Origin of the sequence: Burkholderia sp. 9120 (assembly GCF_000745015.1) — a bacterium.
Classification (GTDB): domain Bacteria; phylum Pseudomonadota; class Gammaproteobacteria; order Burkholderiales; family Burkholderiaceae; genus Paraburkholderia.
In genome coordinates this window covers 2713224-2725955 of sequence record NZ_JQNA01000002.1, presented here as the reverse complement: position 1 = coordinate 2725955, position 12732 = coordinate 2713224, and the positions used below count along the sequence as shown (strand labels likewise).

At 63.7% G+C, this 12732-nt stretch carries 12 protein-coding genes; all 12 read right to left on the bottom strand.

Annotation, left to right across the window (positions count from 1 at the left end):
* Position 1: 1 nt before the first annotated feature.
* The 12 genes from cheY to flhD all read right to left on the bottom strand — a co-directional run bounded on the left by cheY (position 2) and on the right by flhD (position 12046).
* Positions 2 to 397 (bottom strand): chemotaxis response regulator CheY, encoded by a 396-nt coding sequence (cheY, locus tag FA94_RS20290; RefSeq protein WP_007179968.1) that lies wholly within the window; start codon positions 395 to 397, stop codon positions 2 to 4.
* Positions 398 to 482: 85 nt separating this feature from the next.
* A complete protein-coding gene (locus tag FA94_RS20285) occupies positions 483 to 1571 on the bottom strand; it encodes a protein-glutamate methylesterase/protein-glutamine glutaminase (protein ID WP_035562579.1) in 1089 nt (362 codons plus the stop codon).
* A 5-nt stretch (positions 1572 to 1576) separates the two neighbouring features.
* Positions 1577 to 2413 (bottom strand): chemoreceptor glutamine deamidase CheD, encoded by an 837-nt coding sequence (gene cheD / locus FA94_RS20280; protein ID WP_035554460.1) that lies wholly within the window; start codon positions 2411 to 2413, stop codon positions 1577 to 1579.
* The gene (locus tag FA94_RS20275) at positions 2410 to 3360 is read right to left on the bottom strand and encodes a CheR family methyltransferase (RefSeq protein WP_035554458.1); all 951 of its coding nucleotides are present in this window, start codon (positions 3358 to 3360) and stop codon (positions 2410 to 2412) included. The genes cheD and FA94_RS20275 overlap by 4 nt, the downstream gene beginning before the upstream one ends.
* Positions 3361 to 3564: 204 nt before the next feature.
* On the bottom strand, positions 3565 to 5466 hold the full coding sequence (locus FA94_RS20265) for a methyl-accepting chemotaxis protein (protein WP_035554454.1): 1902 nt from the start codon (positions 5464 to 5466) through the stop codon (positions 3565 to 3567).
* A gap of 52 nt (positions 5467 to 5518) precedes the next feature.
* On the bottom strand, positions 5519 to 6055 hold the full coding sequence (locus FA94_RS20260) for a chemotaxis protein CheW (protein ID WP_035562576.1): 537 nt from the start codon (positions 6053 to 6055) through the stop codon (positions 5519 to 5521).
* A gap of 63 nt (positions 6056 to 6118) precedes the next feature.
* Positions 6119 to 8395, bottom strand: coding sequence for a chemotaxis protein CheA (cheA, locus tag FA94_RS20255; RefSeq protein ID WP_035554452.1), 2277 nt, complete (start codon positions 8393 to 8395; stop codon positions 6119 to 6121).
* An 88-nt stretch (positions 8396 to 8483) separates the two neighbouring features.
* Complete coding sequence (locus FA94_RS20250; protein WP_035554450.1) at positions 8484 to 8861, bottom strand: response regulator; 378 nt, start codon at positions 8859 to 8861, stop codon at positions 8484 to 8486.
* Positions 8862 to 8944: 83 nt separating this feature from the next.
* Positions 8945 to 9952, bottom strand: a complete 1008-nt coding sequence (motB, locus tag FA94_RS20245) for a flagellar motor protein MotB (protein WP_035554444.1) — start codon at positions 9950 to 9952, stop codon at positions 8945 to 8947.
* A 21-nt stretch (positions 9953 to 9973) separates the two neighbouring features.
* Positions 9974 to 10834 (bottom strand): flagellar motor stator protein MotA, encoded by an 861-nt coding sequence (gene motA, locus FA94_RS20240; protein WP_006050895.1) that lies wholly within the window; start codon positions 10832 to 10834, stop codon positions 9974 to 9976.
* 261 nt (positions 10835 to 11095) lie between these two features.
* Positions 11096 to 11674, bottom strand: coding sequence for a flagellar transcriptional regulator FlhC (gene flhC / locus FA94_RS20235; RefSeq protein WP_035554442.1), 579 nt, complete (start codon positions 11672 to 11674; stop codon positions 11096 to 11098).
* Between the two features lie 51 nt (positions 11675 to 11725).
* Positions 11726 to 12046 (bottom strand): flagellar transcriptional regulator FlhD, encoded by a 321-nt coding sequence (flhD, locus tag FA94_RS20230; protein WP_035562573.1) that lies wholly within the window; start codon positions 12044 to 12046, stop codon positions 11726 to 11728.
* Positions 12047 to 12732 lie beyond the last annotated feature (686 nt).

Here is a 12732-nt window from a genome sequence, read left to right as displayed (position 1 = left end):
ATCAGCTCCCGGCTTTCGCCATCTTCTCGAGAATCTTGTTCAGCTTCTCGTCGAGCGTCGCGGCCGTGAACGGCTTGACGACATAACCGCTCGCGCCGGCCTGGGCCGCCGCGATGATGTTTTCCTTCTTCGACTCGGCCGTCACCATCAGCACCGGCAGGTGCGTGAGGTTCGCGTCGGCGCGGATTTCCTTGAGCATGGCCAGACCGTCGAGGTTCGGCATGTTCCAGTCGGAAATCACGAAGTCGTAGGTGCCCCCGCGCAAACGCGCGAGGCCGGCCTGACCGTCTTCCGCCTCGTCGACGTTCGAATAGCCCAGCTCCTTGAGGAGGTTGCGGACGATCCGGCGCATCGTCGGAAAGTCGTCAACTACCAGAATCTTCATTCCCTTATCCATTTCATTCCCTTAGCTTGATCCATGTGCGGCGCTTGACCGTGTCAAAACAGCGCATCAAATAAACGCCTCAATCTCCCGGCCAGCATCATACCCGTTGAACGCGATCGCCCATCGACGACAGACGCGCCATCACGCGCCGGCTCATTTCCGGCAGCGATGCGATCTCGTCCGCCGCACCGAGCGCAATCGCTTCGCGCGGCATGCCGAACACGATACAGCTCGCTTCGTCCTGCGCAAGGGTATACGCCCCCGCTTTTTTCATGTCCAGCAGTCCGGCGGCGCCGTCGCGCCCCATGCCGGTCAGAATCACCCCGACCGCGTTCTTGCCCGCGTGCTGCGCGGCCGAACGGAACAGCACATCCACCGACGGCCGATGCCGGTTCACCGGCGGATCGTCCGACAGATGCGCAATATAGTTCGCGCCGCTGCGGGCCAGCAACAGGTGAGCGTGGCCCGGTGCGATGTACGCATGTCCCGGCAGCACGCGTTCACCATGCTCTGCCTCTTTAACGGTAATCCGGCACAAACCATTGAGGCGTTGCGCAAAAGATTTTGTGAAACCCGGCGGCATATGCTGCGCGATCAGCACGGCGGGCGCATCCGGCGGCAGCGGCACCAGCACTTCGCGGATCGCTTCGGTGCCGCCCGTCGACGCGCCGACAATAATCAGCTTCTCGGTACTGAGCAGCGGATTGTTGAACAGCGGCGCGGCGCCCACCGGCGCATGCGCCGCGTGAGCCGCCGCATGCTGGACCGGCGCGGCCTGGCGCACACGGGCGCGGGCTGCGGCGCGGATCTTGTCGGCGAGCTTTTCCGAGTAGTCGAGCATGCCGTCGCGAATCCCGACTTTCGGCTTGGTGACGAAGTCGACCGCGCCCAGTTCCAGCGCGCGCAGCGTGATTTCGTTGCCGCGTTCAGTCAGCGACGACACCATCACGACCGGCATCGGTCGCAGGCGCATCAGCTTCTCGAGGAAGTCGAGGCCGTCCATGCGGGGCATTTCGACGTCGAGCGTCAGCACGTCCGGGTTGTGCTGCTTGATGAGATCGCGCGCGACCAGCGGGTCGGGTGCGGTCGCCACGACCGTCATGTCCGGCTGGCCGTTGATGATTTCCGTCATCAGGCTGCGGATCAGCGCCGAATCGTCGACGCACAGTACTTTGATCTTTTGCACAGCGCTCACGCCTCCTCTGTAGTTCTGGCGTTGTTTGAGTTAATCGGGCGCGAGCCGGCGCCGAACAGTTCGATGCGCGGCTTCGCTGCGCCCGCACTGCCTGCCGCCGACCCTGCTGTTCCCGCTGCTCCGCCGGCGCTCGAGCTGAACAGCTCGATCTTGGGGCGTGCCGCGCCCGTCGACGAAAACAGCTCGACCTTGGGCCGCGCCGCAGCCGGCGTCGAGAACAGCTCGACCCGCTTGCGCGCGGCTGCGAGCCGCTCGGCACGGGCCTCGGCGCCCTGCCGCACGAGCGCCTGTTCGCGCTCGGCCACGCCCGCTTCCTGCTGCAGGCGTAATTTTTTCACCATCACCTGACCGGTGCGCGGCATGAACGCGACCTTGCGCGGGTGCGAGCCCTGCAAGTCTTCCGCGACGATCCGGATCTTTTCGAGCGCCAGATAGCGGCGCACGAATTCCGAATTGCGGTCGCCGATGTTCATCGTCGTCATGCCGGCGAGCACCGCGCCGCCGCCGAACACCTTGGCTTCGAAGCGCTCGCGCCGGCCGCCGGCCTTGATCAGTTCGTTGATCAGCACTTCCATGGCGTACGCGCCGTAGCGCATCGAATCCGACGCGGCCTGCGCGACGTCCGCGCCGTCGTCGGGCAGCATGAAGTGATTCATGCCGCCAATGCCCGCGGTGCGGTCCTGAATGCAGGCCGCCACGCACGAGCCGAGCACGGTGACCAGCACCATGTCTTCGTGCGTCGTGTAGAACTCGTTCGGCAACAGCTTCACGCCGGGGCGCTGGAAGTGGTTGTCGTAATACAGATTGGTTGCGATCGGCAGGCGGCTGCTCATACGGTCACCCCGCTCGTCGTGTGAGACGACGTCGATGTCGATGCACGCGCCGGCGCGCGCGCGCCGGTGGCGTCACGCGTCAGTTCGTAGACGGTCTGGCCGCGCAGCTTGAACGCCTGCGTGACGTACGTGAAGTTTTCCGAGTGACCGGCGAACAGCAGGCCGCCCGATTTCATCAGCGGTTCGAAGCGGCCGAGCACCTGAGCCTGGGTCGGCTTGTCGAAATAGATCATCACGTTGCGGCAGAAGATCGCGTCGAACTGCGAGCGCAACTGGTAATCGCGGTCGGTCAGGTTCAGTTGCTGGAAGCGCACCAGCGCGCGCACTTCCGGGCGCACCTTGACCATCCCGACATGCGCGCCGGTGCCCTTCAGGAAGAAGCGCTTGAGCCGCTCGGGCGACAGATGCTTGACCTGGTCGAACTGGTACATGCCGGCTTCGGCTTTCGCGAGCACCTGGGTGTCGATGTCCGTGGCGAGCACCGAGGCCTGGCGCGCGCCGCTGTCGCCGAGCGCTTCGATCAGCGTCATCGCGATCGAGTACGGTTCTTCGCCGGTGGATGCCGCCGAGCACCAGACCGAGACCGGCTGCGGGCGGCGCGGCACGAACTCGGCAAGAATCGGAAAGTGATGCGCCTCGCGGAAGAACGCGGTCAGGTTGGTGGTCAGCGCATTGGTGAAGGCTTCCCACTCAGCCGGATCGTTCTCCGCTTCGAGCAGATCGAGATACTGTTTGAACGTGTCGAGACCGCGGGCGCGCAGACGGCGCGCCAGACGGCTATACGCCATGTCGCGCTTGTGATCCGACAGCGAAATGCCCGCGCTGCGATGGATCAGGTCGCGAATGCGACCAAAATCCGCCGACGTGAATTCGAAGTCCCGTCCCTGTTCACCGGATCGAACCGGTTCCGCCCGATCGGGTCGTTGCTGTGCGCGCGTTGCCATCATGAAAGTTCCTGCCTGCAATACGAGCCATCCCGCTCGCCGCCCAAAGGGTGTCTCTGGGAGCAAGGGATTGTGTTCGCGGGGTCGCGCCCGCCCGCGAGTTCCTGCAACACGCAGTCGGCCCGCGACACGCCTTGTAAGCGTGCTTCGATGATTCGCCCCTCATGGAGCGAGATGTCGAATGACTGCATGTCTTTGTGCCACTTCCTAGAACGTTTCCCAGTCCGCGTCCGAGCCCGCCGCGGTCGCGCTCGACGCGCCCGAACGTGCTGCGGAATCGGCGGCCGGACGAATCGTCTTCGGCCGCAGCGCCGGTTCGACGCGTGCCGCGCCTGCTTCGTGTGCGGTTGCCGCCGGTGCTGCGTGTGTTGCCGCGTTGCTTGCCGCTGCCGCGCCTGCTGCCGATGTGGCGTGATTCGTTGCATGAGCCGCGCCGGCTTGCGGCGTGGCCTTGGCAGCCGGTTTGCTCTTGCTGCCCTTGCTACTGAAATTGCCGCTGCTACGCGTCACCGCTGGCGAACGCGCCGCCGGTGCCGCGCTACTGCGAGTCTGCCCGCCGGCCACCTTCCAGCCGGTCAGCACCGCTTGCAATTGACGCGTCTGATCTTCGAGCGACGCGGCTGCGGCCGCCGCCTGTTCGACCAGCGCGGCGTTCTGCTGCGTAACTTCGTCCATCTGCACGACCGCGCGATTCACCTGTTCGATGCCGCCGGACTGTTCTTCCGACGCCGCGCTGATTTCGCCCATGATGTCGGTCACGCGGCGCACTGCCTGCACGATCTCGTCCATCGTGGTGCCCGCCCGGCCGACCAGCGCCGAGCCGCTTTGCACCTTGTCGACCGAGTCGCCGATCAATTCCTTGATTTCCTTCGCGGCACTCGCGCTGCGCTGCGCGAGGCTGCGCACTTCGCCGGCCACCACCGCGAAACCGCGGCCCTGCTCGCCGGCGCGGGCGGCTTCGACCGCCGCGTTCAGCGCGAGAATATTGGTCTGGAACGCAATGCCTTCGATCACGCCGATGATGTCGACGACCTTGTTCGAGCTGGTCGCAATGTCCTGCATCGTCGTGACGACCTGGCTCACCACGTCGCCGCCGCGCGTGGCGATGTCCGACGCGTTGACGGCCAGTTGGCTCGCCTGACGCGCGTTCTCGGCGTTCTGCCGCACGGTGCCCGTCAGTTGCTCCATGCTCGACGCGGTTTCCTGCAGCGAAGCGGCTTGCTGTTCGGTACGTTGCGACAGATCGGTGTTGCCCATCGCGATTTCGCGCGCGCCGGTGTCGATCGATTCGGTGCTGCTGTGTACCGCTTTCACCATCGTCGACATGCTGTCCTGCATCCGCTTGATGCCGGCGAACAGAATGCCGATTTCGTTGCGGCTGAACACGTCGATCGACTCGGACAGATCGCCCGCCGCGATCCGCTCGAAGCACGCGGTCGCATCTTTCAGCGGTTGCACGATCAGGCCGCGCAGCGCGAAACGGATACCCACCACCACGACCAGCGCGAACAACGTGAACACGATGATCAGCGTGGTCATCAGCGAGATGTTCGACTGCGCGCCGGCCTGCAGATCCACGGCGCTTTGCTGCAACGCCTTGATGACCGCCGACGCCGCGCCGTCATAGGCGATGAACATCGGGCTGATCCTGGTGTCGGCGATCGCGTGGTACGCGTTCATGTCGTTCGCGTTCAACGCCGCGAACTCCGGATCGACGCCGTCGCGCATCACCGACGTGCGCCTGGCAAGCACGTCGTCGAGCAGCGCCGGGTCGATGCCGGCTTTCGGCGCGTCGAGATACGCCTGCCAGCTTTGATTGCCCTTGACCAGCAGTTCCTGCGCGCGGTCGATCGCCTTCTTCGCTTCGTCCGCGTTACCCGCGGCCGACAGCGTGTTGAAGCGGTCGATCGCGAGACGCGAGCGCAACAGGTACGCGGAAGCATCGTCGAGTGCGTGAATCGCCACCAGATCGCCGCGCGCAATGCGGTCGAGCGACTGGCTCGCGCGATTCAGCGCGGTTAGCCCGAGGGCGCCGACCACCACGGTCAGCGCCGCCAGAAGGATCCCCACCATCGTCAATGACGTGCGAATCGACCACCTGCTCAGCATCTCGATGCTCCCTGTCCCAATCTGTCGTTAAAGCTGGCTGCTGCCGCTGCCGTTACGCGCCGAGCGCTTCGATCAGCGCCATTTCGCGGCTGGTCATCAGCTTCTCGATGTCCATCAGGATCAGCATGCGGCCGTCGACGGTGCCCAGTCCCGTGAGGTACTCGGTCGTCAGCGTCGCGCCGAATTCCGGCGCCGGCATGATCTGGTCGGTGGCGAGCGTCAGCACGTCCGACACGCCGTCCACCACCATCCCGACCACGCGATGCGCGACGTTCAGGATGATCACCACCGTCTGGTGGTCGTATTCGACGCGGCCCAGATGGAACTTGATGCGCATGTCCACGATCGGCACGATGATGCCGCGCAGATTGATCACACCCTTGATGAATTCCGGTGCATTGGCGATCCGCGTCACGTTGTCGTAGCCGCGGATTTCCTGCACCTTGAGAATGTCGATGCCGTACTCTTCGGCGCCGAGCGTGAAGACGAGGAACTCCTGACCGCCGGCGTCTGCCTGCTGCGCGTCGCGGCGGCCATTCGTACCGCTCGCGTTCGCGACGCTCGAATTGATGGATTGGACTTCTGCCACGTTAGCCCCCAAACGGTTGGGATGAAATAAGTTGAGTGAGTGTTACGTCGAGTGTGAGCGGCATCATGCGAGGCTCATCGCGCCATGCGCGTGGCGCGTTTCGCGGTTCAGCGCCGCCACGTCCACGATCAGCGCGACGCTGCCGTCGCCGAGAATGGTCGCCGCGGAAATGCCGTGCACCTTGCGGTAATTCGTTTCCAGATTCTTCACGACCACCTGCTGCTGGCCCACCAGTTCATCGATCAGCATCGCAAAGCGGCGCCCTTCGGTTTGCATGATGGTGACGATGCCCTGGGTCGGCTCCTGCTTCGCGTCGTCGACGTTGAACACTTCGTGCAACGCGACCAACGGCAGGTATTCACCGCGCACGCGCACCACGCGCTCGCCGTTGGCCACCGTGTAAATGTCTTCGGCTTGCGGCTGCAGCGACTCCATCACGAAGTTCAGCGGCAGAATGAAAATCTCGCTGCCTACTTTCACCGACATGCCGTCGAGAATCGCCAGCGTGAGCGGCAGAACGATCCGCGTGGTGCTGCCCTTGCCGGCGTGCGAGGTGATTTCCACGTGACCACCCATCGACTGGATGTTCCGCTTCACCACGTCCATGCCGACACCACGGCCGGAGACGTCCGTGACCTGTTCCGCCGTCGAGAAGCCCGGCAGGAAAATCAGGTTCCAGACTTCTTCGTCGCTCATCGTCTCGCTGACCTGCATGCCCTGCTTGGCCGCCTTCGCGAGAATCTTGTCGCGCCGCAGACCCGCGCCGTCGTCGCTCACTTCAATGACGATGTTGCCGCCATGGTGAGCCGCCGACAGCACCAGCTGGCCGGTCGCATCCTTGCCCGCCGCGCGCCGCGCTTCCACGGTTTCGATACCGTGGTCGAGACTGTTGCGCACGAGGTGAGTCAACGGATCGATGATCCGTTCGATCAGGCTCTTGTCGAGTTCGGTCGCTTGACCGAAGGTGACGAGCTCCACTTCCTTGCCGAGTTTCGCCGCCAGATCGCGCACCAGACGCGGGAAGCGGCTGAACACGTAATCCATCGGCATCATGCGGATCGACATCACCGCTTCCTGCAGATCGCGCGCGTTGCGCTCGAGCTGCGCCATGCCGTTGAAGAGCCGGTCGTGCAGCGCCGGATCGAACGTGCTGGTGGTTTCCGCGAGCATGGCTTGCGTGATCACCAGTTCGCCGACCAGGTTGATCAGCTGATCGACCTTTTCGACGCCGACGCGAATCGAACTGCCTTCCGCGCCACCGGCAGCCGCAGCCGGACGGGCCGCGGCCTTACGGTCGTGTTCGGCAGGCGCGGCAGCGCTCGCCGCCGGCGCCGCACTGGCCGCCGGTGCGCTGCTAGCCGCGGCGGGTTGCGCCGCCGCTGCGTCGAACAAGCCGTGTGTTGCAGCGGACGCAGCGGTGTTGGCCACCGGGGCCGACGACGCTGCCTGCACCGCTTGTGCTGCCTGTGCTGCTTGCGCCGGGGCCGAATCGGCAGCGTCGGGCGTTCCAGGTTCGCCTTGCTGCGTTTCGTCCGCCGGTGCGGTGCCGCGGCCGATCGAGATCTGACTTTCGTCGATCACGAAACAGCAGACGGCGATGATATCGTCGGAGGTCACGTCGGTCTTGAGCCACAGCGTGAAATCGCCGCCACTCTTGACCTGCCCGACGATGTTCCCCAGGTTGCCGAGCTCTTCGGCCAGCAGTTCCTGGTCCTTCTCCCCAACGCCCCGTAGCGTAATTTTCAGATGGGGACCGGCGTTATCGTCCGCGCCGGCACCTGCGGCTTGTCCGGTCTGAGCCGGTTCGCCGTCAATCCATTCACCCGCCGCCGCTTGCACCGCCTGTTCGACGACGTGCTCCGGCGGGGTACCGCCTTGTACTGCCTGTGTTTCAACGACTGCTGCCGCAACCGGTGCGGCGGCTGCCGCTGCCGGCGCGCCGCCTGCGCGGCTTTCCGCGTGCAACTGTTCGAGCTTCGCGCAGATCGCCTTGGCAATCGCGGCGTCCGGCTCGGCGCTCGCCCGGTAGTCGGCGAGCTGGCCGGACAACACGTCCTTGGTTTCGAGGAACGTGTCGATCATGTCCTTGCGCAGCACGAGTTCGTTATTGCGTGCGCGGTCGAGCAGCGATTCGAGAATGTGGGTCGTTTCCGTCAACGCGGTAAAGCCGAACGTCGCCGCGCCGCCCTTGATGGAATGCGCCGCGCGGAAAATCGCCGCGAGGTCTTCCGGGTCCGGATGCGCGATGTCCAGATTGAGCAGCAACTGCTCCATCTGCGCGAGCAGTTCGTCCGCTTCGTCGAAGAACGTCTGATAGAACTGAGTGATGTCGAGTGTCATGCCTGGGTCACCGCGAGAGTTCCTGTCTAGGCTTGGGCTACCGTGCCGCCGCGTCGAGAGCTTCTATAACTTGGTCTAAGGGTGATGCTTACGCCTGATCCGGTTCGGCCAACGCCGCCACCAGTTCGGTCAGCATGTCCGGGTCGAGCGGCTTTTCGATCCAGCCGGTCGCGCCCGCCGCTCGCGCCGCCGCCTTGAACGGCTCGCCCGATTCCGTCGTGAGGACGAGGATGGGTGTCGCCTGGTAGGCCGGGTTGCCGCGCAGCGCGGCGATCAGATCGAGGCCGGTCTTGCCCGGCATGTGCTGGTCGGTCAGCACGAGGTCGAACGACATGGCGAGCGCGTTTTCGAGCCCTTCGATGCCATCCGACGCGAGCGTCACCTCATAGCCGGCCGTCGTCAGCGTCGCGGCGAGAATCTGCCGCATCGATGCCGAATCGTCGATTGCCAGGATATGCCTGATCATGAAAACCTCGCTGCACTTACGCTATGGATCGCCCGGCGGTCCGCGCCTGTTGGCGCGTGGACCGGCCAGACGACCGCTGTCTGTTACTGGGCCGCCGGCGCTGCCGCCGGCAACTTCGGTGCAGCCGTCACCGGCTGCGCAAGCTTTTGCAGCAACGGCTTGGAGCCGGCTGCGTCGTCCGACAAGGTAGTCGTGGTGGAGTCGTCATGATCGAGCGCCTCCTCCGACTTCTTGTTCAACACGATGATGCTGATGCGGCGATTTTCCGGATCCATCGGGTCCGCCTTGTTCAGGTTCTGCGTCGACGCGAGACCGAGCACGCGCATCACCTTCGCTTCGTCCATGCCGCCGGCGATCAGCTCGCGGCGCGACGCATTGGCGCGGTCCGCGGACAGTTCCCAGTTGCTGTAACCCTTCTCGCCGCCCGCGTACTGCGCGGCGTCGGTGTGTCCCTGCACGATGATGCGGTTCGGCACGTCGTTCAGCGTGTGGCCGATCTCGCGCAGAATGTCGCGCATGTACGGCTCCACCTGGTCTTTCGCGGTCGCGAACATCGGCCGCTTCTGCGAGTCGACGATCTCGATGCGCAGGCCGGTCAGCGTCGAATCGATGCGGATCTGCTGCTTGAACTGGCGCAGCACCGGATTCGCTTCGATCGCGGCCATCAGCTTGACCTGCAGATCGTGCAGCCGGACCTGCTCGCGGCGTTCCAGCTCGCCTTGCGACTGGTTCATCGAATCGTCGTTACTGTGCGAAACGGTCCGCTGCGCACGGCTGTTCTGGCCGTCGGTGATACGTGTAATGCCCTGGGCGTCGGTCGAAATGTCGCGGCCGCCGCCCTTCAGAATGCTGGAGTCTTCCGCGCTGCGGTCGCCGCCCCACAACGTGACCTTCAACGGCTGGTTGAAGTAATCGGCGATCCCCTTCAACTGCACCGTGGACGCCGAACTCAGCAACCACATCAGCAGGAAGAACGCCATCATCGCGGTCATGAAGTCGGCATACGCGAGCTTCCACGCGCCGCCGTGATGGCCGGCCTTCTTCGGCGCTGCGCGCTTGACGACAATGGCGCGGTCTTTATCCTTGCTCATCGATTCGGTTCCCGGCGCCCTTTACTTGGCCTTGACGCGGCGCACGTGCTCTTCGAGTTCGGCGAACGACGGGCGCTCGGTCGAGAAGAGCACCTTGCGGCCGAATTCGACGGCGATTGCCGGGGCGTAACCGTTCAGGCTGGCCAGAATCGTCACCTTGATGCACTGGAACATCTTGGTCGACTCGGTCACGCGCTGTTCGGCGACGCTCGCGAGCGGTCCGATCAGCCCGTACGAGAGCAGAATCCCGAGGAAGGTGCCGACCAACGCCTGCGCGATCATCTCGCCAAGCACCGCGGGCGGCTTGTCGGCCGAGGCCATGGTGTGCACCACGCCCATCACCGCGGCCACGATCCCGAACGCCGGCATGGCGTCGCCGACCTTGTTCAGCGCGTGCGCGGGCGCCTCGCCTTCCTGGTGATGCGTTTCGATTTCCTCGTCCATCAGACTTTCGATCTCGAACGCATTCATGTTGCCGCCCACCATCAAGCGCAGGTAGTCGGTCAGGAATTCGATGATGTGATGGTCGGCGAGAATCTTCGGGTATTGCGTGAAGATCGGACTCTTCGACGGATCGTCGATGTCCGCTTCCAGCGTCAGCGTGCCTTCCTTGCGCGCCTTGGCGAGCAGGACGTAGAGGAGCGCCATCAGCTCCATGTAGACGTCCTTGTTGTACTTCGCGCCCTTGAACAGGGTTGGAATGACGCGCAGCGTCGCCTTGATCGTCTTCATTCCGTTGCCGAGAATGAACGCGCCGACGCCGGCACCGACGATCATCAGCACTTCAACAGGCTGCAGCAGCGCGCCAAGATGGCCGCCTTCCAGCGCGTAACCGCCGAAAACGGACAACAGCGTCACGAGAGTTCCCACGAAAATCAGCACTGCCGAGCCCTCACAAAGAAGCGACGGTGACCGTCGTTAATCTGGTTTACGGCAACGGAGCAGAAAACTTTGGTGGAAAAGCGGCTCGTCGCTCCGGTGTAAACCAGAGTCGGGTGCGCCAGACCCGGCAAGGGTCGGCGCGGGACGGGCGGACCGGAGGGTCCGCCGGATAGGGAAGCGGCCGGCGCGGGGTGCGTCGGCGTGCCGCGGGCGGCTGTGGCGGCCGGGGTGGCTGTGTTGGCCGCCCGTAGTCGCCACGACTCAGGCTTCGAGCTCGGCAAGGTTCTCGCGGGCGCGAGCGTCGGCGAATTTCTTGGCGTCGGCGAATTTCTTTGTCTTACCGGCCCGCGACGGCGGCTGGCACAACCCGCAGACGAACGCATGCTGCGGATCGTGTGCGTGCGCGACAAAATGTCCCCCGCAACGGCAGCAGGCGGTCATTTGCAGCATGCCGGAATCGAAGAAGCGCACCAGCGTCCACGCCCGCGTGAGGCTGAGCACCGGCTCGTCGTCGTGCAACTGGACATGTTCCAGATACAGCCGGTAGCTTTTCACGATCGACTGGATCGTCTGGCAACCGCCGTGGCCGGCCATGAAACGGTAGATGTTGTAGAACAGCGAGGAGTGAAAGTTCGGCTGCCAGGTCATGAACCAGTCGGTCGAAAACGGCAACATGCCCTTGGGTGGCGACACCCCTTTCAATTCCTTGTACAGCTTGATGAGCCGGTCGCGCGACAGACTGGTTTCCGCTTCCAGCAATTGCAGGCGCGCGCCCAGTTCAATCAGTTCGATGGCCAGGGTGATTTCCCTGACTTCGAGCACCACACTTTTATAGGCCATCCGTGTGCCAATCTCCCGTCCTGATCGCGTGGTTTGACATGCGAGCTGCCATCAGCCGAGTTGCTCGACTGGCTGGCTAGCCATCAGGATCGCGGAATGCGCCTGAGCCACGGCGCTGGTTTTGCCTTTGTCCGCGAGCGCGGACAGCACGGCATGGTCGTCGAAACGGAAACGGCACAACACCTGATTGGACGCCGCCAGCTTCACGGTCTGCGCCAGAGACAAACTGGCGAGCACATCGGCTAACTGGTCCGAAATCCCCATGCGAAACATGCCCATCGGCTTGTCTTCGCGCAGCAATCGCTGCGCTAGCAGGAGATACGACAGGTTGACTTCTCTGATCTCATTGAGCATTTCGCTTGTCGCGCTCATGATTCCCCCGGGGTAAATCTGGCTGGTCAGGCCGTTACGGAAACGTTTGCTCGAACGCGCGCACCCCAACCGCACGAATCGGCTCGTTTCTGGTCTTGCGCACATTGTCTCGAAAGGGGCGGCGGACGAAAATCGGACAGACACCCAGCCTGTCTGACGGATTAATCCGTCATTCGTGTAGGAATAATTCCTACACAGGGCCGCGCGCGAGGGAGAGAGTTGGCGCGGTATGCGCGCAATTTGCGGTTTGCAATGCGCTTTGAATACTCGCCTGGAGACGGGTACGGACTGAATGGTGAGCCTTGAGCGACTCTGAATCCGCACCTTTGCAGCGGTGAAAAAGAATTATAAGACCATTTCACTTCAGCGCAACGCGTCCTTACGCAGGGGCGTAGGTATTGCCCTCCAGCCGTCAGGCGCGCGCCTTGCTGGAGGCTGCGCAGCGTTTCATTACGTGCCGCGACTATCGGCTGAATGCCCACGGTGAGCGTCCAGCCGACCTGTAACGCACCATGTTTCGCGCTGTAACAACATTAAGCGTTTGAAAAATAACTCGAATTCGCTCGGCCGATCCCGATAATGGACGCTAAGGGATTACCCGATGCAGGTTCGGAGCACCCCCGGGCGGCGGCTTACCGCGCCCAACCGTCCGACAGGCATTCGCGCTTCGCTCGAACCGAGCATTG